We start from the raw sequence: 21,767 nt of genomic DNA on the forward strand, positions 1-21,767 counted from the left end.
ATTGTGGATGAACGATTACAACGAGCAATGCCCACATGATTCACTCAACGGGATGACCCCTGTTGAATACCGATTGTTTCACCAACCTCAAAACTCTAGTAATACTTGGCACTGATTGAGGGAGGTTTACATAGATATTTAATCTTCGCATCTTGATTTCCTTTTTTGTTTCGTTATCGTTTTAATTCCTCACTAATACCCTATACATCACGAACTGATTTGTGTTTTAGAAGCGTGAGCTTTCTTGTGGTTGTTTTTGAATTATTTAATAGTTTGGTTTCGCTTGATGCCTAATTAGTTCGATTTGCTTTAGATTTGAACCTAGTTTCATAAATGAAGTCCGAGCTTATGTTTGTATAATGCTGCTAACGCAGTATTTTCACGCTTTATTTATATTGATAAAAGAGAGGGCGGTTTATGAGTAATTTTGTTGCTCGACTATTTTGGGGATTCATGGTGCTAGCTTCAACCGAGGTTCTCGCTTCAGATGCAGCTAAAAAGAAATGGGATGTCAATAGCGTACCAGGCCAAGGAAAAACGATAAACTTGGATACGAAGACAGGTACGTGGATGACAGTGGATGTTAGTCCCGACGGTCAAACTATTGTATTTGATTTGTTGGGCGATTTGTATGTAATGCCTGTGACAGGTGGTGTCGCGAAAGCTTTAACACATACTATGGCTTGGGAGATGCAAGCAAGATTTTCGCCAGATGGTAAGCAAATCGCCTATATGTCAGATGCCGGAGGCGGCGACAATATTTGGGTAATGAACGTGGATGGTAGTAATGCTAGGGCAGTAACGAAAGAGGATTTTCGTCTGTTAAATAATCCGGTGTGGCATCCAAATGGGCAGTATATTGCAGCTCGTAAACACTATTCTGGAACGCGTTCTTTAGGATCTGGTGAAATCTGGATGTATCACGTCAGTGGTGGTTCAGGTGTACAAATCAACGAAAAACCAAATTGGCAGAAAGATCTCGGCGAACCTGCATTTTCGCCTGACGGTCGCTATATCTATTATTCACAAGATACGACAGGCGGCTCTACATTTGAATATAACAAAAATTCGAATGCGCAAATTTATCAAATATTTAGAAAAGATTTGAAAGATGGTAAGACGATTTCGTTTGTGAACGGGCCTGGAGGCGCCGTGCGTCCGACTCCATCACCAGACGGAAAATACTTGGCTTTTGTTCGTCGCGTTAGAAATCAAAGCACTTTATTTCTTAAAGATTTGAAGAGCGGAGAAGAGTTTCCTGTGTGGGATAAACTTGAGCGTGATATGCAAGAAGCTTGGGCGATACATGGAGTTTATCCAGCATTTTCTTGGATGCCTGATGCAAAGAAACTTGTACTTTGGGCGCAAGGGAAAATTTGGCAAATTGATCCATTTAATAAGACGGAGCGAGAAATCGCTTTTCATGTCAAAGATAGCCGTGAAATTCGTGATGCTGTGAGATTTGAGACACCAGTTGCAAAAGATGAATTTGACGTGAAGCAGTTACGTTGGGTGAATGTATCGCCAAAGGGGGATCGTGTAATCTACTCCGCACTTGGCCATCTTTATATCCGAGAGTTACCAAACGGAGTAGCGCGTCGTTTGACCAAGCAGAATGAGCACTTTGAATATTTCCCGCAATTCTCGCGTGACGGGCAAAGTATCGTTTTTGCGACTTGGGACGATGTGAAACTAGGTTCTGTGCGCACGATGGATTTGCGCACGGGGCAAGAGACTATTCTCACAAAAGAACCTGGTAAATATTCTGATGTGACTATGTCACCGGATGGCAAGCAAGTTGTGTTTGTGAAATCTCGCGGCGGTTACTTAACCTCGCCTTGGCATAGCATGGAAACTGGCGTTTTTGTGGTTTCAACTGATGCAAAAGCAACCCCAAGAAAAATCGCTGAAGATGGCAATGCACCACAATTCGCCAATGAAAATGATGTTGTTTATCTGACCCGAACACGATATACGGGAGAAGTTGATTGGTCCACTTCTTTGTTTAGACTTAAGTTAGATAAGAGTGAAGATGTGGCTGTTGCAAAAGGCGACTTTGTATCAGCGTTTTCAGTATCACCTGATGGTAAGTGGCTTGCTTTCAATGAGCGGTTTCATGCTTACGTGATGCCTATGCCTTTAGTTGGCAAGGCATTGAACGTGGGAGCGAAAGGCGATGCACTACCAGTGAAACAGTTAGATGTGAATGCAGGTGATTATTTGCATTGGTCAGGTGATAGTCAGAAGATTCATTTTGCACTTGGCGATGAATTATTCACGACTGCGTTGAGTGATACTTTTGCTTTTGTAGCAGGGGCGCCGAAAGAGTTGCCGAAAGCGGCCGCAAATGGTGTGAAAATTGGATTCCGTGAAGCTGCCGATAAGCCCAATGGAATTACTGTGCTGTCGGGTGCTCGCGTCGTGACAATGAAGGGCGATGAGGTCATTGAAAATGCGCGAATTATTATTAAGGATAATCGCATTACCGAAATTGGATCAGCAAGCAGTGTTGTGGTGCCTGCCGGAGCGAAAGTAATTAATGTCAGTGGTAAGACGATTATCCCAGGATTAGTGGATGTGCATTGGCATGGTGGTATGGGGGAAAGTGAAATTATTCCGCAGCAAAGTTGGGTAAATTACGCCTCGCTCGCTTTTGGTGTGACGACGATCCATGATCCATCGAATGATACAAGTGAAATATTTACCCACAGTGAAATGCAAAAGGCTGGTAAGGTTGTTGCGCCGCGAATTTTTTCAACCGGAACAATTTTGTATGGCGCAAAAGCGAACTTTAGTGCCGTGGTAAACAGCTTAGATGATGCATTAACGCACATGAGACGACTGAAGGCGGCTGGTGCGATTTCTGTGAAAAGCTATAACCAACCGCGTCGTGAGCAACGTCAGCAAATCTTAGAAGCAGCAAGACAAACTGGCATGATGGTAGTGCCAGAAGGTGGCTCACTTTTCCAGCACAATATGACTATGGTGATAGATGGTCATACAGGTGTTGAGCATTCAATTCCAGTTGCGAACGCTTACGATGACGTGAAACAACTTTGGTCGCAGACTCAAGTTGGGTACACGCCAACTTTGATCGTCGGTTATGGTGGATTGGATGGTGAACATTACTGGTATGCGCGCACTGATGTATGGAAGCATCCAATTTTGTCTAAGTACGTACCGCGCTCTGTGTTAGAGCCACGTAGCGTCAGAAGATTAACTGCACCCGAAGAGGACTTTAATGTCTTCAAGGTCGCACGAACAGCTACTGAGTTGCAACGCGCTGGCGTTCCAGTTAACTTAGGTGCACATGGACAGCGCGAAGGATTGGGCGCACATTGGGAAATGTGGACGCTTGGTCGGGGCGGTATGACACCATTAGAGGTCATTCGAGCCTCAACTTTGAATGGTGCTAAATATCTTGGTATGGATAAAGATATTGGTTCTTTAGAGGTGGGTAAATTGGCTGACTTAGTGATTCTGAATGGCGATGTTTTGAAAGATATTCGTCAGTCCGACCAAATCGCTCAAGTGATGATTAACGGTCGCCTCTATGATGCTGACACCATGAATGAAGTCGGTTTGCGAAACAAACCAAGGAAAGCTTTTTTCTTCGAGGGTAAAAACAGCGCTACTGTTCCTGTTAACGTAGAAACTTATGGTGATGGTCACGGCCATTAAGCGAGTTTTCTATTGTTGTTAGAACTTACTTGATAAAAAAATGCCGCTTTTTAAGCGGCATTTTTGTTGGTTTTACGATGTTTTACATCTAATGTTCGAGTTTTTCTAACTTACGCAAGTTGCCGTGCATAATTTGGTGTTACTTGTTTAAGTATTGTTTCTAAATCCCTGATAAAGATAGTGCCTCTTATCTGTTTTTAGGTGCAAATACTTTAGAATAGAGGGTTAGCGTAAAACGATGTGAACAGTCGCATCAATGTCGTCATTTAAGCGAGAAAAACAGATGAAATTATCAAACACTCAAGAAATTGTCGAAGAGTTACGTGCGGGGCGCATGGTAATCTTAGTTGATGAAGAAGATCGTGAAAATGAAGGCGATTTGGTTTTGGCTGCAGAATTCGTCACACCGGAAGCGATTAATTTCATGGCAAAATTTGGCCGCGGATTAATATGTTTAACATTAACCGAAGAACGTTGCGAAGAACTTAATTTGCCGATGATGGCAACCCGGAATGGCACTGCTTATGGAACAAACTTTACAGTTTCCATTGAAGCGGCAGAGGGAGTGACAACTGGAATCTCTGCTGCGGACCGGGCACGTACTATACAAGTAGCTGTTGATCCTAAAATGACAGCAGAAGATATCGTGCAACCAGGGCATATTTTCCCTTTGAAAGCGCAAAAAGGTGGTGTGTTAATGCGCGCTGGCCATACTGAAGCAGGTTGTGATTTAGCTGAACTAGCAGGTCTTAACCCTTCGGCTGTGATATGTGAAATCATGAAAGATGATGGAACGATGGCTCGTCTGCCAGATTTGATGGTTTTTGCCGAGACCCATGGCTTGAAGATTGGTACGATTGCTGATCTGATTCGATATCGTAGTCAAAATGAAAGCATGGTACAGCGGATTGCAGAGCGCGAAATGCATACAGCGCACGGTAGCTTTCAAGCAATTGTGTACAGAGATATTCCTAGTAAATCAGCTCATCTAGCTTTAGTGCATGGACAAATTCAGAGTGCGAAAGAGTCTTTGGTGCGCGTGCATCAGCCAGTCTCGATTTTGGACTTACTTGAATCCGAGGTGTCAACGCACTCTTGGAGTATTGCGAATGCCTTAGCTGCAATCAAGCAAGCAGACAATGGGGTGATGGTACTGCTAAATTGTGAGGAAACAGCTGAGCAGCTATTTGCGCAATTTAATGCCTTGAAATCACCCGAGGTGAAGCCGCAAGGTCGAGCCGCAAGAATGGATTTAAGAACGTATGGAATCGGAGCGCAGATCCTGAAGGATGTTGGCGTTGGGCAAATGAAATTGCTGGCAAATCCTCGCAAGATGCCATCGATGACAGGATTTAATTTAGAAGTCACTGGTTATATGGATAGCCCAGTAACTAAGCCATAAATTGTGCTATCTGCATGTTGATTGCTTTGTAAATATCGAATAGCTGAAAGTTACAGCGCTTAATTATAGAATTTGTTATAGCCAAAATGGTTTAAGAGGGAAAAAATATGACAGTCGGACACTATGAATCAAATCTGGATGGCGCAGGAGTGCGAGTCGGTATTGTACAGGCGCGATTTAACGAAAATGTCGGTGCTGGTTTGCTCGATGCTTGTTTGACAGAGTTAAGCAGATTGGGCGTATTAGATGAAGATATCCTCCACGTGACGGTTCCAGGTGCCTTAGAAGTACCATTGGCTTTGCAAAAATTGGCTGCGACACATCAATTTGATGCTTTAATTGCGTTGGGGGCGGTGATACGAGGCGAGACTTACCATTTCGAACTTGTTTCGAATGAATCTGGTGCTGGAATTACTCGTGTTGGACTGGATACAGGTATTCCAATTGCCAATGCGATTTTGACGACGGAAAATGATGAACAAGCAGAAGTTCGTATGCGTGAAAAGGGTGCAGACGCAGCGCGAGTTGCCGTAGAAATGGCTAATTTGACTTTGGCATTAGAAGAACTCGCTGAGGCGACTGAAGGTATCGAGTTTGATCAAGAATAAATTTGTTTGCTACTTGAATTGAATCACAAGAAGTAAGCAACGGTGAATAAAGGCGGATAATGGTCAGCAACAGCAAGTGACCGTACGTCAAAAAAAGAAAATATAGGAAAAACAATGACAGTTAATACTCAACATGCGAATCCAAATAAAACTCGCTCACCGCGTCATCGCGCGCGCGAGTTTGCGCTACAAGGAATCTATCAATGGCTTCTCAATAATGAAGATTCTGGTGTAATCGACGCACATATTCGCGAGGCTCATGGCTTTGATAAAGCAGACCGTGAACATTTCGACGCTTTGTTGCATGGTGCGATAAATCAATCCATTCAACTGCGTGAAGAATTTGTTCCGTTTATTGATCGCGGAATCGCTGAGTTGTCACCAATTGAGCATGCGGCTTTGCTCATTGGCGCGTATGAAATGAAAAATCATATCGAAATTCCCTATCGCGTTATCATTAATGAAGCAGTTGAACTGACCAAATCGTTTGGTGGTCAAGATGGGCACAAATATGTCAACGGTGTGCTGGATAAATTAGCAGCACGTCTGCGAACGGTAGAAGTGGAAAATAAGAAGTGATTTTGGTGTGTTGCTCACAGTCTAAAGTTAGTGGGCGTAAGCAAGCTGCAATAAAAAAACCGCTCATTTGAGAGCGGTTTTTTTATTGGTGATTTGATGAATGAGCATAATCAATCGAAGCTATATTCCAGAAGTACCTGAGAGTTATCTGAGCCAGTTGTACTCCAAGTCGTTCTGCCGTGTCCTTTCATGCCTGCGAAATCGCCCGTGCCAGAGCCAGAAATGACATTCAGTGTACTGATAGATAACCCCGATTTCATTGATCCTATGTGTTGCAGAATAAAGCCGCCAACACGATTACCAATTCTTCCGTTTAGATACTCCAGTCCGACAAAGTTTGATGTTCCAGAATCGCTGGCGAATGCTAGGCATTCAAATCGGGATTCTGCTTCAATATCTCCTAAATATTTATGTGTTAATTTTGATCTTCGAAGCCCTGTTGTTATGTCGAGTTTTTCGTCGATCCCAAAAAGCTTTACTGTGCCACAAGCTAACATTTTGCTTTCCTCCCCCGAATGCATAAAGTTTTGGTTTTATTTGTGACATGATTAGAATTATCTAAATCATGTTTGAATGCTTGTTTTGCGATTTTTTATGTTTTGAATCCGTTTTTTATCGATACTATTCGGACTTGAGTCTCTTGTTTGTATCGCAAAAACTTATTTCGCAAATTCAGCACCACGACTACCTAAATATCCATTTGACGAATGTTTTGTAATGGATCTTTTTATTGTTTAAAAAATATTCTAACGTAAAGAATCGACAACAAAAATGAGATTTTAATAATTCTCAGTTTTTTCTTTGATTCTAACGATCATTAGTCGTGTGATTGTCACACTAAAGATGGATTCTAAATAAGCTGCAAATCGAAATCTCGATTTAGATTTAGTAGATTTACTCGAATTGAAACTTTAGGGTGGAAGAGGAGGGGACGGTCTAGCAGTTTATCGTTTGACATTTGCCGAACGGCTTTTAGTAAGCCATTTCGGTAAATGTCATCTTCATTTTTGAAGAGATATTAAATGCCGGCAACTTGATCTGAGTTAATCGCTGCTTGCTGGGTCATTTCATTTGGACGTTTTTCATTCGACTCAAGTGGACGCGAAATAGGAGTCGGTTTTGCTGTTGTCGCATAAATTGATACGGATTTTCCAGCGGCGACGTCTTTGAGGCGCTTGTATTCTGCCATCACTAGACTGCCATAGCCGCCATCAGTTTCCATATCTGCAGCGCCAACATAGCGTTTCAATCCAGCTTCGATTGAACCCGCGCTACTCACGTATTCTTTGAGAATCGATGCACCGACTTTAATATTGGCGACAGGGTTTAAAGCTGCTTTAACACCACCTAATTCCGAAAAACGTTCGTGATGTACCTTGGACATGACTTGCATCAAGCCTTGCGCGCCAACTGGGCTTTCTGAAAAAGGATTGAAGCGTGATTCGATTGCAATCACCGATAAAATCAAAAGCGGATCTAGCTTGATTTCTTTTGCTGTTAAGTAGGTTGCTGAGACCAGCATATCGATTGCTTCATCCGCGACGCGATAACGCTTCGACAGCCAATTCGTGACTAACTGCTGTTGGCGTTGAGTGCCGATCAATGCTTTGTAGTTTGAGTCAGAACCAAATTCTGTCGCTGATTCATCATTGTTGACCTGAGAAACAAGCTGTGGAGTCGCCATCAACATGGCTAAATCTGGTGCCGCTACTTTTTCTTGCGCGACACTAGTAATGTCTTCACCAAATGGAGAAAGGGCACGAAACTTTTCCGCTAACTCAGGATTAAAGAACATACTACTCAGAACAATTAATGCTAACAGTCCTAAGCCGGATGTGATGTGTAAAACGGTAGTCAGTGCGCTGACTTTAGATTTGCTTGCTAGTAGCCGTGCCATCTCTTTTTCTGCAGATATGCACTTGCTCGGTGAGCGAGCTGTTAAAATCAAATTATGAAGCATACAACCTCCTGAATTGTCGAGAAGTGTCACGCATAAATACCTGTATTGAATATTCATGCACATCTACGAATCAGAAACATCGTCTTAGAATCAGAATGTCTGATATCCATCTAAGACGCCGGAGTTCCCCATTCTTTTCGGTCTTGCTATGGCATGGCAGAAAAGAATGAATAACGAAATTCGGGTTGAGGCTTTCGCCTTGATTGATGTAAGGAGATTTGTAGTCCTTACTCATAGGTGGGAACCCGATTCCCACTATCATGTTCTATCGCTTAGTTTGAACGACGAATATGACCTTAGGCTTTAAAATATTACTGTAAATCAATTCAGTAGTTTTTAAAGTTGGCGAATTGTATGGGGGCATTTATATCGAGTCAATACTATAAAAACGGTTTTTTATAACTTTTGGATCTTATTTAATTGCTGCAATGCGGCAAAGCTCAATAAAATCAATTACTTGCCTAGCTATTCTAAGTAAGCGCTTTGATCAATCGAATTCGTAAAAAAAGATGAAATATTCAGATTTAAGGGATTTTATTTCCCAATTGCAGCAACAAAGTGAATTAAAACAAATAGTTACGCCAGTCTCTCCAATTTTGGAGATGACCGAAATCTGCGATAGGACTTTGCGTGCCGAGGGGCCTGCTTTGCTATTTACGAATCCGAAAGGACATTCCATCCCTGTGTTAGGAAACTTGTTCGGAACGCCACAGCGCGTCGCTTTAGGCATGGGGGCAAGCGGTATTAGTGAGCTGCGAAAAATCGGACATGTGCTTTCATCTTTGAAGGAGCCAGAACCACCAAAGGGTTTTAAAGATATTTTAGGTCTGGGCTCGCTGGTGAAAGCAGTATGGGATATGGCTCCGAAAGAGTTACGTGGCGCCCCGTGCCAGGAAATTGTGTGGGAAGGAAACGATGTTGATTTAGCTCGTTTACCTATCCAACATTGTTGGCCTGGTGATGTAGCGCCGCTGATTACTTGGGGCTTGGTGATCACAAAAGGACCGCATAAGAAGCGTCAAAATTTAGGAATTTACCGTCAGCAGGTGTTGAGTCGAAATAAAGTCATTATGCGCTGGCTGGCACACCGTGGTGGTGCATTGGATTTTCGTGAACATGCGTTGGCAACCAAAGGAAAGCCTTACCCGATTGCGGTTGCTTTGGGTGCGGATCCCGCCACTATTTTGGGTGCAGTGACCCCTGTTCCTGATAGCCTTTCTGAATATCAATTTGCAGGACTATTACGTGGCAGTCGCACCGAGCTAGTAAAAGCGATTGGGAGTGAGTTGAGAGTGCCCGCATCTGCAGAGATTGTTCTAGAGGGACATATTTATCCAGATGAGACGCATCCAAGTGGATATGAGCATGCCTTGGAGGGGCCGTATGGTGACCACACAGGCTACTATAACGAGCAAGATTATTTCCCTGTATTTACAATAGATAGAATCACGATGCGACGAGATCCTATCTACCATTCTACCTATACTGGGAAACCACCTGATGAACCTGCTATCTTAGGTGTGGCATTGAATGAGGTCTTTATTCCTTTATTACAGAAACAATTTCCTGAGATAACAGATTTTTATTTGCCGCCTGAAGGATGTAGTTACCGAATGGCTGTAGTGCAAATGAAGAAATCATATGCGGGACATGCGAAACGCGTGATGTTTGGCGTATGGAGTTTTTTACGCCAGTTTATGTATACCAAGTTCATTATCGTGGTTGACGAAGATGTCAATATTCGTGACTGGAAAGAAGTCATCTGGGCAATTACGACCAGAGTTGACCCAATCCGAGATACGACGATGGTAGACAATACACCGATTGATTACCTTGATTTTGCGTCTCCGATTAGTGGTTTGGGTAGCAAGATGGGATTGGATGCTACAAACAAGTGGCCCGGTGAAACTTCACGTGAGTGGGGAAGTACAATTCAAATGTCACCAGAAATCAAAAAACGCATTGATGATATATGGCAGGAACTAGGTTTGTAGAAGCATAGGCGAGTTGATCTGTAATCAAGATCGAATTTGGATTTGGTTTTTTCATTCACGGATATCAAGCAATGCGCTATAATTGCAGCTGGCGGGCCCCTGCGCATTGCGGCGTGACCAATCTGGTCAGGTCGGGAACGAAGCAGCCACAGTCATTTACCGTAAGTGCCGCAGATCAGGCTCGCCTCCTTTTCAAATATGGACTCGCTCCAATAATTGTTCTCTTTTTCCTCTTGATTTTGTTCACACATTTATTCTTTTGCATTGAATGTGAAATTAGAGGCTGCCAACTTTCCTAAAGTTCTTTAGAATGCAGCAGCAATATCAAATGCGTCCGCTTTGCTTGCATTAGATGAGGCAATTGGCGAAGTTTGGTGCAATTGCTTGTGTGATTAGTCGCGAATTTTTGCGCGCAAGAATAAGGTAAAATTGAAAAATGTCCTATCAAGTCCTAGCTCGAAAATATCGCCCTAAAAGTTTTGATACCTTAGTCGGGCAGGAGCATGTGGTACGCGCGCTAACGCATGCTTTGGATCAACAACGTCTGCATCACGCTTATTTATTTACTGGCACACGTGGCGTCGGTAAAACAACTTTGTCACGCATTTTGGCAAAATCTTTCAATTGTGAAAAAGGGATTACTGCGCAGCCATGCGGCCAGTGCGATGCCTGTACTTCAATTGATGCTGGACGATTCGTTGATTACATTGAGATGGATGCGGCATCAAATCGTGGTGTCGATGAAATGGCATCTCTGCTAGAGCAAGCAATTTATGCTCCTTCTAATGCACGCTTTAAAGTCTATATGATAGACGAGGTGCATATGCTGACTAACCATGCCTTCAATTCCATGTTGAAGACTTTAGAAGAGCCGCCTGAGCATGTAAAATTTATTTTAGCGACGACAGATCCTCAAAAAATTCCGGTGACAGTGCTATCGCGCTGTCTGCAATTTAATTTAAAACAAATGCCGCCAGGACATATTGTTGGACATCTCGAAAATATACTAGGTCAAGAGCAAATTGATTTTGAAGTGGCTGCATTGCGTTTGTTAGCGCAAGGCGCGCATGGATCGATGCGTGATGCTTTGTCTTTGACAGATCAAGCAATTGCCTATGCGGCTGGGAAAGTCAGTTTGGATGCCGTGCAAAGTATGCTAGGTGCGCTTGACCAATCGTATTTAATTCGTTTGTTAGATGCCTTAGTTGCTGAAGATGGCGCAGGCCTATTGGCTGTAGCAGATGAGATGTCTGCTCGTAGTTTGTCTTATAAAGCCGCTTTGCAAGATTTGGGAAGTATGTTGCACCAAATCGCGATTGCGCAAATGGTTCCTGCGGCGTTGGCTGATGATTTGCCAGAACGTACAGAATTATTGCGTCTAGCGCAGAGCTTTAATAAAGAAGAAGTGCAGCTGTATTACCAAATTGCTGTTCATGGACGAAATGAAATTGGATTGGCTCCGGACGAATATGCCGGTTTCAGTATGACGCTGTTGCGCATGTTGGCGTTTAGGCCAAGTTCAATTGCTTCTATGTCGAATCAGGGCGGAAGTGCTACCTCGACTAGTCGTCCATCTGTAACTCGGCCCGCAGCAACTACGCCTATGAGTAGTGCTGTGAACGGTGCGCGTCCAATAATGTCGTCTCAGACTTCGGCGGTGGTTGTGGATACGGCAGCCAATTCTTCTATGAGTGTTTCTGTTAAGGCGACCACAAACGTTTCGGCAAGCGTTTCAGAAAACCTTCCTACAAACGCTCCCATACATGCGCCAGCGATTGCTACAATATCGCCAGCCTCGGCAGCTCCGGCGGTTGCAGCTTCGACAGTCAATGCACCAGCTGTGAAGCCTATGAGTCCAGCTATGGCGGCGTTGGCTGCAGCTCGCGCTGCTAGCGGTAAAAAAACGGCGGGGTCGGCAATTTCGAGTCCCTCTGCAGCGGCGATGCCTAAAGAAACGCCAGAGTTACATCGAGTTGAATCACCTGTGGTAGTTCAGGAAACTTCGGAAAGCACGGCAACAAAAGTGCCGGAGTTAAATCAGCCTGAAAGCCTTGATCCAACACTTGCAAGCAACGATGGCACACCTGCATATGTGAACGACAATTCAATGCCGCCACCGTGGGATGAAATTGATTCACAGACGTTTGATGCTTACACATCGCAAGCGAGTTCGGGTGGGCGTCGGAAAGAGATACAAGAATCCGATTACTGGAAAGAAGATAGTTCTGGCGAATTGAATTTAGCGCAGTTGTCGCATCCAGAGGGCGATAGTCTAACAAGTAGCGCGCCAAGTTTGAATGCAACTGGAATCAATCCACCCGTATTGTCGAACAATCCTTTGGATGCTGAAAATGTGGGACTAAATATTGCATCGCAAGAGTTTGAAGTCAAAGAGCCAGAAACGCAGCGCATCCAAGAGAAGCGAAGCACAGAACAAGTTATTGAGAATAATTCTGTGACGCCAAGTTCGCCGATGAAACCTTTGCAATTGATGCCAATGGCAGAAATTAATTGGGATGGTCATTGGCCAAATCTCGCTGCTTCACTCCCTGTGCGTGGTGTGGCGCAGCAACTAGCGCAACAGAGTGAGTTGAGACAATGCCTAGTCAACGGGAACGCTATTTTGTTTAAACTGTGTGTGCCTTTACAAACATTATTATCAGCAGGCAGTGGTGAGAAACTCAGTGCTGCATTAAATGAGCGATTTGCTGAGTTCGGTCGTGAGATTCGTCTCGATTTTGAAATTGGTGCTGTTGCGCAGACTGCCAATGCACAGGCTGTGGCTGAGCGGGCTGAGCGCCAAGTGCAAGCTGAGCAAGCGATACAGTCTGACAGCTTTGTGCAAGCTTTAATGCGTGAATTTGGTGCGACGATTTTAACCGGTAGTGTGCGTCCAATTTAGTGAAAATGATAACTCACCGGTTGAGTCACGAGATCGATACGAAGAATTTCTTTATTCGTTTTATTTAGGAGAATTTTTATGATGAAAAATCAATTAGCTGGCTTGATGAAGCAAGCGCAAGCAATGCAAGACAATATGAAAAAAGCGCAAGACCAATTGGCTTTGATCGAGGTTGAAGGGCAGTCTGGTGCTGGTTTGGTGCGTGTAATAATGACATGCAAAAATGATGTAAAACGTGTGGTGATCGATCCTTCACTTTTGGCAGATGATAAAGATATGCTGGAAGATTTGGTTGCGGCGGCGTTTAATGATGCAGTTCGTAAAGCAGAAGCGACAAGCCAAGAGAAAATGGCAGGATTAACAGCAGGTATGCCGCTGCCACCTGGTTTTAAACTGCCTTTCTAATTGATATCAGTGATCCGCCGTAGTAGATGCGGTGAATTTTATTTATCTTGAAGCGCATCAAAATTTGATGCGCTTCTTTCATTGAGAATCTCGCGTGAAATCATTAAGCAGTCTAGAACAACTTGCTGAAGCGTTGCGACGTTTGCCGGGTGTTGGGCCGAAATCCGCATTACGCATGACTTATCATCTGCTGCAACACGATAGAGAAGGGGCAGAGCAGATTGGCAAGGCCATGCTGAATGCCTTAAACATGGTGCATAACTGTCAGTCTTGTAATACCTTTACCGAAAATGAGATTTGCGATACTTGTGCGGACACGGGCAGAGATTTATCTCTGTTGTGTGTGGTCGAGTCACCTAGTGATCAGCTGATGATTGAGCAAACGATGACCTTCAAAGGCTTGTACTTTGTATTGATGGGCCGTTTGTCACCATTAGACGGTATTGGTCCACAGGATATACATCTTGAAAAGTTAATTCAGCGTGCTACTGATGGTGCGGTAAAAGAAGTGGTGTTGGCAACTAACTTCAACAACGAAGGTGAGGCAACCGCTCATTACATTAGTGAGACCTTGAAGGCGCGCGGCTTAAACGTAAGCCGATTAGCACGAGGTGTGCCGGTGGGTGGCGAGTTGGAATACGTTGATCCTGGCACGATTGCGAGGGCGATGCTGGATAGGCGAGTTACTTGATGACCTGTGATAACAATAAACCGATGGGCCCCTTAGCTGGCGTAAAAGTGCTTGAAATGGGAACCTTAATCGCAGGGCCATTTTGCTCGCGCATGTTGGCCGAGTTTGGGGCAGAAGTCATAAAAATCGAGGCGCCTGATGGTGGCGATCCTTTGCGTCATTGGCGTGTCTTGAAGGATGGTACTTCGCTTTGGTGGAGTGTACAGGCACGAAATAAAAAAAGCATTACCTTGAACTTGAAGACCGAGGAGGCGCAGGAAATTGCCCGTCGGTTGGCATTGGATGCAGACATCATTATTGAGAATTACCGCCCTGGTGTTTTGGAGAAGTGGCGGCTTGGTTATGAAGATTTGCGAGCGATAAATCCCGCCACAATTATGGTTCGTTTATCGGGTTATGGACAAACTGGTCCTATGCGCGATTTACCGGGCTTCGGTGCGATCGGAGAGTCGATGGGAGGCTTGCGTTATGTGTCAGGGCATCCTGATCGTCCTCCTGTGCGTGTCGGTATTTCGATAGGCGACTCAGTTGCCGCTTTGCACGGTGTGATTGGTGCGATGATGGCGTTGCGTCATCGCGATGTGAGTGGTGGACGCTGGAATGGAAAGTCAGGCGATGACTTAGTTGCTGGGCAAGGGCAGATGGTGGATGTCGCGCTCTATGAATCTGTCTTTAATTTGATGGAGTCTTTGGTACCTGAGTTTGATTTTGCTGGTGTGGTGCGGGAGCGCACTGGAGGTGCTTTGCCGGGCATTGTGCCATCGAATACTTACACAACTTCAGAAGGTGAAAGTATTGTGATTGCTGGCAATGGTGATGCTATTTTTCATCGATTAATGTTAGCAATTGATAGAGCAGATCTAGCGCATGATCATTCTCTACAGAGAAATGATGGGCGGGTGCCACGTACCGCGGAAATTGATGCTGCTATTCAAGCTTGGTGCGATACGCAGACGATCGATCAAGCTTTGGTTAGTTTACGAGCGGCCGATGTCCCAGTAGGAAAAATTTACTCGGTACGAGATATGATGAGCGATGCGCAATTTCAAGCGCGCGATATGTTTGAACAGCATGAATTTGCAGACGGTGCGAAACTAAAAATCCCTGCGATCAGTCCTAAGCTATCTGAGACCCCGGGCAAAACGCGATGGTTGGGGCCGGCGCTAGGGGCGCATACCGAACAAGTATTGGCGGAATTAGGTTATACAGACGCGCAAATTCAAGCGTTTAAAGAGCAACAAATCATCTGATCGGTTGCTCTTGCTTTCTTTGACTTATAAGGTTTTTAGATATTCGCGAATACCTGCTAATAACATTTCTACCGCCATCGCTGTCAGGATCAACCCCATTAGACGTTCGACCGCAGTCATGGTGCGCTCTCCGAGAGCTCTCTGCATTCGTTCTGCACCGAGCAGTACAACCAGCCAAACCAAGGCGACAGCAACAAGTGCTCCAACATGCACAATGAGGTCTGAGCTACTGTTTGATGAAAACAGTAGAACGGTCGCAAGCGAGGATGGGCCAGCAAGTGCTGGAATCGCCAAGGGAACGATGAATGGTTCACTATTGCCTTCAGTTGCACCAAATACGCCACCTTCTTGTGGGAAGACCATGCGAAGTGCAATCAAAAAGAGAATCACGCCACCGCCAATACGTAAGGCGACCTCAGACAATTGAAGCGCTTTTAAAAAATGTTTGCCGAAGAACATAAATAACAGCAAAAGAATAAACGCGATTGCGCATTCTCGAACTACGACACGCCAACGACGCTCAGGTGAGACAGTAGAAAGTGCACTGACAAAGATTGGAATGTTGCCAAATGGGTCGGTAACGAGAATGAGAAGTATAAAGGCCTGGAAAAAGTCTTGTGTCATATTATTCTGCTCAGTTTGAGTGGAGGTGATTGAGGTAATTGTCGCTGGATTAAAAACTTCAATCATGGACAGCGTTGATTTTGCTGCTGATTTGCCAATAGGTCAATCAAGTTGTGTCGCTATAATCTGCGATTAAAATAAATCGCTGTATGATGTTGTAATAAGTGAAGATTTGAACGGCGATAAATTATTCAAATTCTTGAGGTCTTGAGAAATAAAGCAATAAATTTCAAGCGAAAAATATAGAGCGATAATTATGGAAAAAAATAATCGACCTGATACACCATGTGTGGCTGTGTGTTCTACTACTTTTGATGATGTTTGTCGTGGTTGTGGTAGAACTGTGGCGGAAGTCGCAGATTGGGTGTTTATGTCGCAGGAGCAAAAAGATCTTGTCTGGGATCGTATTTTGTCCGAGGGCTATCCGCGCCGTAACTAATCATCAAATGCAGCTAAATTTTCGCAGGCAAGAATAAAATGGCGATGATTTTTTTCGTGCTTGTCAAATTCAGATCCTTGTTCGTGTGCATGAATTGGAATAATTTTTCTTGTTGTGCGTGAACTAAGTTTTTTTAGTTTATTTCATGATACGATTTACACGGTAAGCTTTTATTATCACTTTCATTTTGAATTTGCCTAGTCAAGTCTCAACGGGAATGATAAATTTTTGAATTCGTCTTTTGCTGTGTATCAAATAGTAATTGATGTAATGAATTGTGTAGATTTTTAAGCTGGTGGGAATGTGATGAAGAGTCTAAGTAATAAATCGAATCCTCGTAAGTTTCAAGTGAAGTCAATTGGGGTGGCGCTCGGCTTCACCCTAATTGAAATTATGATTGTGCTGGTCATTATGGGAATTCTTGCCGGATTGGTTGTGCCAAAGCTAATGGGGCGAACCGACGATGCGAGGGTATTACAAGCGAAGCAGGATATTTCTACTATGCTTGGCGCATTGAAAATGTACAAGCTCGATAATCAGCGCTATCCAACTACAGAGCAAGGTTTGCAAGCACTGATAACAAAACCTACCTCTGGTCCTGCTGCAAACGGTTACAAGACGGATGGTTATATTTCAAAATTGCCAAAGGATCCTTGGGGCAATCCATATCAATACATGTCGCCAGGTTTAAAATCTGACATCGAAATCTTCTCTTATGGCCAAGATGGAAAGCCCAACGGCGCTGGCTACGACGCTGACATTGGTTCCTGGGATCTGTAAGTCATAACGTGACTTATCAAACACGAACACTGGCTAGATCACCGATCAGATTCCGCAACTCTGGATTTACATTGCTCGAGTTGCTGGTAGTCTTGGTTATCATGGGGATCATGCTGGGAGCGGTATCTTTGAATGCAGTTCAAAGCGTTCATCAAAAATTGCAGACCGACGCACAACGAATTTCTTTGCTCTTGCAGTTAGCGAGAGAGGAGGCGATTGTGCGTAACCGTCAAACCGCATTTGAAGTATTTGATCAGGGATACCAGTTTCTTGTTTTAAATGAGAATAAATGGGAAAAAATAACTGATCTAGATACCTTGCGTGGACGCCAGTTTACATTTCCAGAGACCCAAGTGAGTATTCTGTCGCAAGACGCGGTTAGTGCTGACAAGCTTAGAATTGTATTTGGTCGCGAGCCTGTTAGCCGTCCATTTAAATTGATTTTGCGAGTTGGTGATGATCAAGTTGCTGTGAATGCGGATGGCGTTGGCCATTTCGTGGTGGAGTAATGAGGTGATTTGTAAAACTCAAGCTCCACAGCATAAACGCATTTCTCGTGGATTTACTTTGTTAGAAGTGCTAGTTGCACTAGTCATCGTTGGTACTGTTTTGGGAGCCAGTCTGCGAGCGGTTGCTAGCTTGGCACAAAACAGTAGCGGACTTCGCGCCACAATGATGGCGAATTGGTCGGCAGAAAATCGTCTCGCGCAAATTCGTCTTGGTAAAGAGTGGCCGCAACTTGGTGAGCGCAGTTTTCCTTGTCCGCAAGGAGAATTAAATCTGCTTTGTGAAGAACATGTATTAGCGACGCCTAATCCTTCATTTAGACGAGTTGAGGTGCTGGTATTTGAAGCCAGTAATTTGCAACGTCGCTTGGCAAAATTGACTCAGGTGGTGCCGAATGCACCATAAGTCACAATACCGAAGTGCTGGCTTCACGCTGATTGAACTGCTAGTGGCAATTGCGATTCTTGCGATTATCGCGGTGATGGGATGGAGCGGATTAGACAGTATCATTCGCGCTCGCCAAACATTAAATCAAGAGCTTGAACAAAGTCGCGGTGCGCAAATTAGTTTTGTTCAATTGGAAAATGATTGTGCGCATGTTGTGAGCGATGTGCAGTTACCAAGACGCGAGAGCATACGTGCATTTGATACCCAATTAATTTTGATCCGCAATGTGTATGAAGACGGGCGTGCGCCTCAATTACAAGTCGTTGCCTATAAAATGCAGGAGGGTATTTTTTCTCGGCGTGAATCGATTGCAACACGTGATTTAAAACTCATCGACGCGATGTGGCAGAGTGCGATCAACGGCAATGACAATATGCCAGTAGTGAAATTGCAGAGTGATGTAACCGTGTTTCAAATGCGAACTTGGAATAATGACGAAAATAATTGGCGCGTAGCCGGAACTGATATTACTAGCGACCCTACAATCGCTGCAACGCCTAAGCCAGGTAAAGCTGTGCCTCGGAAAACTGGTTTAGAAGTCACGATGCAATTGCGTGGTCAACAGAATCCGCTATTGAAGATTTTCTTGCTGGGTGCCGCATGACCCTTAAAAAACAAGACGGCGTTGCTGTTGTTACCGCATTACTACTCACCACTTTGGCGATTACGATTGTGGCTAGTCTGTTCTGGCAACAACAAGTTCAAGTTCGATCAATCGAAAATCAACGTTTTCAGTTGCAGAAAAAATGGGTTTTGCGAGGTGCATTGGATTGGGCTGGACTAATCTTGCGTGAAGATAGGCGTATCAGTAAAGTCGATCATTTAGGTGAGCCTTGGGCAGTCAATTTAGGTGATACGCGCTTAGATCAATATGTGGAAAATGGGAGGGCCGATACTGAGGATAGTGATGCGACTTTATCTGGGCAAATTAGCGATGCGCAAGCAAAGTTTAATTTGACAAATTTGGCTGCGAATGGGCAAGTAGATCCTCGTGAGTTAGCCAGTTTCGCAAAACTTCTCAGTAATTTGAGTCTCGATCCCTCATTGGCGCAACGTGTCGCCAGCCAAATTGCCTTAACGCAGGATAAAGTAATTGCAGGACCGCAACAGCCAGGTCAGCCGGGTGGTGCGCAAAACCCACCAAATCCTTCCGAGAAGTCTGATAGTTTATCGACAATCGCTAATTCCGAAGTACAATTCTTGAAATTTAGCCAAATTGATGATTTGTTGGCAATTCCGGGCTTTTCGGTAGCTAATATTGTGCGATTGAGAAACTTTGTTACCGTTTTACCTGTGCCAACAAAGATCAATGTCAACACGACAACGGCCGAAGTCTTGTCTGCGCGTTTAGAAAACGTCAGTTTAACAGACGCTGCGTTAATGATTGCGACCAGGGATCGTGCTTATTTTCTTGATTTTGAGCGATTTAAGTTGAATTTTCCCGATAAGGTGACTGAAGCTGACGTTAAGTTTTTAGATTTTCAAACGAATTTTTTTGTTGTTAATGGAAGAGTTCGCTTGAATAAATCTTTATTGGAAGTGGATGCCTTGATCGAACGCGATGACAAGGGAACACAGATTTTATGGGTTAGAGAGAATTGAGTTTAAGTGATCGCCATAGAAGCAAATAAAAATACGGCACATAGAAAAACGATTCAAAAAGATAGTGAACTCAATTTTGTAGAGGGTAACAGGGGACATGGCAAGTACGCTTTATTTACAATTACCTCCTAAGTCGGTAGTGGAGCAATTGGGGCGCTGGGAAGATCAGACGTTTTTATATTGTCTGTTAGCGACCGATAAAAATATTCTGCAGCAAGGTCGGCACTCTTTCAACTCTTTGCGAGAGTTAGTTCATTCATCTGAACGCTTGGTTTTATTGGTGTCGTCGAGTGATGTGAACTTCTGTCAGGTTGCGGTTCCACCGATGTCGTTTGCAAAATTGAAAACCGCATTGCCGAACTTGTTAGAAGAGCAGTTACTCTCTGATACCAATGATTTGCTATTTGTCCCCGAACATCCGGTGAATGGTCAATGCAAGGTTGCTGTTATCGCCAAATCTTGGGTTGAACAATTGATGTCGCTTGGCGTAGCGCTTGGCGCACAAAAAATCTCCGCGCACACAATTTCCAGTGGCTTACCATTGCAAGCAGAGAGTGCCACTGTGCTAGTTGAATCGACTAACTTAGATCAAATTGGTGAGCAAATCCTGGAAATTTCTGTAAAAGCAGCTGGACAATTAGGAGCTGGTTTAACCATCGCATTACACGATAAAAAAATTGATGATGTTGATGTCGCGACTCAGATACAACAAACAATCAAGATTTTGCTTCCACAGGGGGCGATCAATTATTTCGTGGCGCCAGAATTAGAAGCTGTTTTATCTAAAGTTTCTGCGACTGAGGGTGATGTATCGCCGCAGGTGCAATTTTCTAAACCTGATTGGAAGACAAAAATTTCTGGTTTGTCGACGCAAACGCTGGATTTGTTTTCCACATTTAATCTCGAGGGAAAGCAGAGTTTCGACTGGGCGAAATGGCGTTGGACATTGATTTTGTCGAGTAGCATCGTGCTTATTAGCTTGTTCGCTCTAAATTGGAAATGGATGAGTTTACGAACGGAAGCGAATACGATACAAGATTCGATTCAGGCTATCTATCAGTCCGCATTTCCTAGAGAGCCTGTTTCTCGTGATCCGCTATTTCAAATGCAACAGAAAATTAATGCGGCAAAAAAAATGGCTGGAGAGTCGAGTAATGATGACTTTTTAGTGCTAAGTGCACAATTTGCAGCAGCATGGGGACACTTGGTGCCAGGGCAGCCAAGCGCGACGGTTGCTAGCATTGAGTATCGTGAGCGTAGTTTATTTATTCAACCCAAAAATTTAGCAGAAGTTCCAGTTGATCAATTAACTTCTTTATTGAAAGAGCGTGGATTAAGACTGGAAGTCAAAGACAATGCATTGAAGCTGACTGTTGATTTGAGTGGCACAAGATGAAAGAAATCGAATTTATAACAAGCTTGCGCAATGATTGGCGTAGGCGTGATTTACGTGAGCGTAGAATTTTGCTCGGCGTCGGGGTGTTAATCCTTGCAAGCCTGATTTATTTAATCGGCGTTCAACCTGCGCTCAGCAATATTCGCAATTTGGAGAGTGCGACGCCAGCATTAAAACTACAAGCCGCCACTATGATGAATATGGCGTCTCAGTATGAAGCACTATCTAAGACAATGTCCGAGAATATTCCGCCGATTACTCGCGAAGTCATTGAGTCGACATTAAATCGCCGTAATATTAAAACCCAATCCTTAACAGTCTCGAATGAGATCGTACGTTTTCAAGCAAATACAGTCGCGTATGCACAATTGATGGAATGGATTTTGGAAATGCAGAAAGCAGCTCGCTTAACTGTTGATGAGGCAAAAGTAAGTTCGCTAAGCGATGCGGGACAGGTGAGTGTGGTAATTACCTTGCGGCAGCAAAGACCTGGCAATTAG

The 21,767-nt window shown here is 44.0% G+C and carries 20 protein-coding genes and 1 other RNA gene; 18 read left to right on the forward strand and 3 right to left on the reverse strand.

Annotation, left to right across the window (positions count from 1 at the left end; all coding sequences use genetic code 11):
- The first annotated feature begins 417 nt into the window (after positions 1-417).
- From KDM92_RS00005 to nusB, 4 genes are all read left to right on the forward strand, one after another.
- Positions 418-3,681, forward strand: coding sequence for an amidohydrolase family protein (locus KDM92_RS00005; protein WP_212682454.1), 3,264 nt, complete (start codon positions 418-420; stop codon positions 3,679-3,681).
- A gap of 283 nt (positions 3,682-3,964) precedes the next feature.
- A complete protein-coding gene (ribBA, locus tag KDM92_RS00010; protein ID WP_212682455.1) occupies positions 3,965-5,083 on the forward strand; it encodes a bifunctional 3,4-dihydroxy-2-butanone-4-phosphate synthase/GTP cyclohydrolase II in 1,119 nt (372 codons plus the stop codon).
- Between the two features lie 107 nt (positions 5,084-5,190).
- On the forward strand, positions 5,191-5,691 hold the full coding sequence (gene ribH / locus KDM92_RS00015; RefSeq protein WP_212682456.1) for a 6,7-dimethyl-8-ribityllumazine synthase: 501 nt from the start codon (positions 5,191-5,193) through the stop codon (positions 5,689-5,691).
- A 114-nt stretch (positions 5,692-5,805) separates the two neighbouring features.
- Complete coding sequence (gene nusB, locus KDM92_RS00020; RefSeq protein WP_212682457.1) at positions 5,806-6,270, forward strand: transcription antitermination factor NusB; 465 nt, start codon at positions 5,806-5,808, stop codon at positions 6,268-6,270.
- Positions 6,271-6,380: 110 nt separating this feature from the next.
- Here the strand turns inward: nusB and KDM92_RS00025 are convergent, their stop codons facing one another.
- Positions 6,381-6,767, reverse strand: coding sequence for a DUF3224 domain-containing protein (locus tag KDM92_RS00025; protein ID WP_189343995.1), 387 nt, complete (start codon positions 6,765-6,767; stop codon positions 6,381-6,383).
- Between the two features lie 521 nt (positions 6,768-7,288).
- On the reverse strand, positions 7,289-8,230 hold the full coding sequence (locus KDM92_RS00030) for a transglycosylase SLT domain-containing protein (RefSeq protein WP_230408091.1): 942 nt from the start codon (positions 8,228-8,230) through the stop codon (positions 7,289-7,291).
- A gap of 509 nt (positions 8,231-8,739) precedes the next feature.
- Here KDM92_RS00030 and ubiD point away from each other — a divergent pair.
- From ubiD to KDM92_RS00060, 6 genes are all read left to right on the forward strand, one after another.
- Positions 8,740-10,224, forward strand: a complete 1,485-nt coding sequence (ubiD, locus tag KDM92_RS00035; protein ID WP_212682458.1) for a 4-hydroxy-3-polyprenylbenzoate decarboxylase — start codon at positions 8,740-8,742, stop codon at positions 10,222-10,224.
- Between the two features lie 90 nt (positions 10,225-10,314).
- An RNA gene (gene ffs / locus KDM92_RS00040) (signal recognition particle sRNA small type) lies at positions 10,315-10,413 on the forward strand.
- Between the two features lie 247 nt (positions 10,414-10,660).
- Complete coding sequence (locus KDM92_RS00045; RefSeq protein ID WP_212682459.1) at positions 10,661-13,126, forward strand: DNA polymerase III subunit gamma/tau; 2,466 nt, start codon at positions 10,661-10,663, stop codon at positions 13,124-13,126.
- 78 nt (positions 13,127-13,204) lie between these two features.
- A complete protein-coding gene (locus tag KDM92_RS00050; protein ID WP_212682460.1) occupies positions 13,205-13,531 on the forward strand; it encodes a YbaB/EbfC family nucleoid-associated protein in 327 nt (108 codons plus the stop codon).
- 94 nt (positions 13,532-13,625) lie between these two features.
- On the forward strand, positions 13,626-14,222 hold the full coding sequence (gene recR, locus KDM92_RS00055) for a recombination mediator RecR (RefSeq protein ID WP_189344000.1): 597 nt from the start codon (positions 13,626-13,628) through the stop codon (positions 14,220-14,222).
- A complete protein-coding gene (locus KDM92_RS00060) occupies positions 14,222-15,472 on the forward strand; it encodes a CaiB/BaiF CoA transferase family protein (RefSeq protein WP_212682461.1) in 1,251 nt (416 codons plus the stop codon). The genes recR and KDM92_RS00060 overlap by 1 nt, the downstream gene beginning before the upstream one ends.
- Before the next feature lie 24 nt (positions 15,473-15,496).
- On the opposite strand, the gene KDM92_RS00065 is transcribed toward KDM92_RS00060, so the two are convergent.
- Positions 15,497-16,096 carry a MarC family protein gene (locus KDM92_RS00065; protein WP_189344002.1) on the reverse strand — a complete coding sequence of 200 codons (600 nt, stop codon included), beginning with the start codon at positions 16,094-16,096 and terminating at the stop codon, positions 15,497-15,499.
- 256 nt (positions 16,097-16,352) lie between these two features.
- On the opposite strand from KDM92_RS00065, the gene KDM92_RS00070 reads away from it, so the two are divergent.
- From KDM92_RS00070 to gspM, 8 genes are all read left to right on the forward strand, one after another.
- Positions 16,353-16,535 (forward strand): DUF1289 domain-containing protein, encoded by a 183-nt coding sequence (locus tag KDM92_RS00070; protein ID WP_212682462.1) that lies wholly within the window; start codon positions 16,353-16,355, stop codon positions 16,533-16,535.
- Positions 16,536-16,841: 306 nt separating this feature from the next.
- Complete coding sequence (gene gspG, locus KDM92_RS00075; protein WP_212682463.1) at positions 16,842-17,315, forward strand: type II secretion system major pseudopilin GspG; 474 nt, start codon at positions 16,842-16,844, stop codon at positions 17,313-17,315.
- Between the two features lie 8 nt (positions 17,316-17,323).
- Complete coding sequence (locus tag KDM92_RS00080) at positions 17,324-17,824, forward strand: GspH/FimT family pseudopilin (RefSeq protein ID WP_329603105.1); 501 nt, start codon at positions 17,324-17,326, stop codon at positions 17,822-17,824.
- A gap of 4 nt (positions 17,825-17,828) precedes the next feature.
- A complete protein-coding gene (gene gspI / locus KDM92_RS00085; protein WP_438947448.1) occupies positions 17,829-18,227 on the forward strand; it encodes a type II secretion system minor pseudopilin GspI in 399 nt (132 codons plus the stop codon).
- Entirely contained in the window at positions 18,217-18,873 is a 657-nt protein-coding gene (locus KDM92_RS00090; protein WP_212682465.1) for a PulJ/GspJ family protein, read from the forward strand. The genes gspI and KDM92_RS00090 overlap by 11 nt, the downstream gene beginning before the upstream one ends.
- Complete coding sequence (gene gspK, locus KDM92_RS00095) at positions 18,870-19,871, forward strand: type II secretion system minor pseudopilin GspK (RefSeq protein WP_212682466.1); 1,002 nt, start codon at positions 18,870-18,872, stop codon at positions 19,869-19,871. The genes KDM92_RS00090 and gspK overlap by 4 nt, the downstream gene beginning before the upstream one ends.
- A 97-nt stretch (positions 19,872-19,968) precedes the next feature.
- On the forward strand, positions 19,969-21,267 hold the full coding sequence (gene gspL, locus KDM92_RS00100; RefSeq protein ID WP_212682467.1) for a type II secretion system protein GspL: 1,299 nt from the start codon (positions 19,969-19,971) through the stop codon (positions 21,265-21,267).
- Entirely contained in the window at positions 21,264-21,767 is a 504-nt protein-coding gene (gspM, locus tag KDM92_RS00105) for a type II secretion system protein GspM (protein WP_212682468.1), read from the forward strand. The genes gspL and gspM overlap by 4 nt, the downstream gene beginning before the upstream one ends.

It is taken from the genome of Affinundibacterium baiyunense, from assembly GCF_018139645.1.
Lineage (GTDB): Bacteria > Pseudomonadota > Gammaproteobacteria > Burkholderiales > Burkholderiaceae_D > Undibacterium > Undibacterium baiyunense.

Bases quoted from the DNA above. Each gene is read 5' to 3' on its own strand.
- ribH (WP_212682456.1), top strand. From the start codon at position 5,191: ATGACAGTCGGACACTATGAATCAAATCTGGATGGCGCAGGAGTGCGA.
- KDM92_RS00050 (WP_212682460.1), top strand. From the start codon at position 13,205: ATGATGAAAAATCAATTAGCTGGCTTGATGAAGCAAGCGCAAGCAATG.
- gspK (WP_212682466.1), top strand. From the start codon at position 18,870: ATGACCCTTAAAAAACAAGACGGCGTTGCTGTTGTTACCGCATTACTA.
- KDM92_RS00025 (WP_189343995.1), bottom strand. From the start codon at position 6,767: ATGTTAGCTTGTGGCACAGTAAAGCTTTTTGGGATCGACGAAAAACTC.
- gspM (WP_212682468.1), top strand. From the start codon at position 21,264: ATGAAAGAAATCGAATTTATAACAAGCTTGCGCAATGATTGGCGTAGG.
- KDM92_RS00005 (WP_212682454.1), top strand. From the start codon at position 418: ATGAGTAATTTTGTTGCTCGACTATTTTGGGGATTCATGGTGCTAGCT.
- ribBA (WP_212682455.1), top strand. From the start codon at position 3,965: ATGAAATTATCAAACACTCAAGAAATTGTCGAAGAGTTACGTGCGGGG.
- gspG (WP_212682463.1), top strand. From the start codon at position 16,842: ATGAAGAGTCTAAGTAATAAATCGAATCCTCGTAAGTTTCAAGTGAAG.
- KDM92_RS00090 (WP_212682465.1), top strand. From the start codon at position 18,217: ATGCACCATAAGTCACAATACCGAAGTGCTGGCTTCACGCTGATTGAA.
- ubiD (WP_212682458.1), top strand. From the start codon at position 8,740: ATGAAATATTCAGATTTAAGGGATTTTATTTCCCAATTGCAGCAACAA.
- nusB (WP_212682457.1), top strand. From the start codon at position 5,806: ATGACAGTTAATACTCAACATGCGAATCCAAATAAAACTCGCTCACCG.
- KDM92_RS00065 (WP_189344002.1), bottom strand. From the start codon at position 16,096: ATGACACAAGACTTTTTCCAGGCCTTTATACTTCTCATTCTCGTTACC.
- KDM92_RS00060 (WP_212682461.1), top strand. From the start codon at position 14,222: ATGACCTGTGATAACAATAAACCGATGGGCCCCTTAGCTGGCGTAAAA.
- KDM92_RS00045 (WP_212682459.1), top strand. From the start codon at position 10,661: ATGTCCTATCAAGTCCTAGCTCGAAAATATCGCCCTAAAAGTTTTGAT.
- KDM92_RS00070 (WP_212682462.1), top strand. From the start codon at position 16,353: ATGGAAAAAAATAATCGACCTGATACACCATGTGTGGCTGTGTGTTCT.
- gspL (WP_212682467.1), top strand. From the start codon at position 19,969: ATGGCAAGTACGCTTTATTTACAATTACCTCCTAAGTCGGTAGTGGAG.
- KDM92_RS00030 (WP_230408091.1), bottom strand. From the start codon at position 8,230: ATGCTTCATAATTTGATTTTAACAGCTCGCTCACCGAGCAAGTGCATA.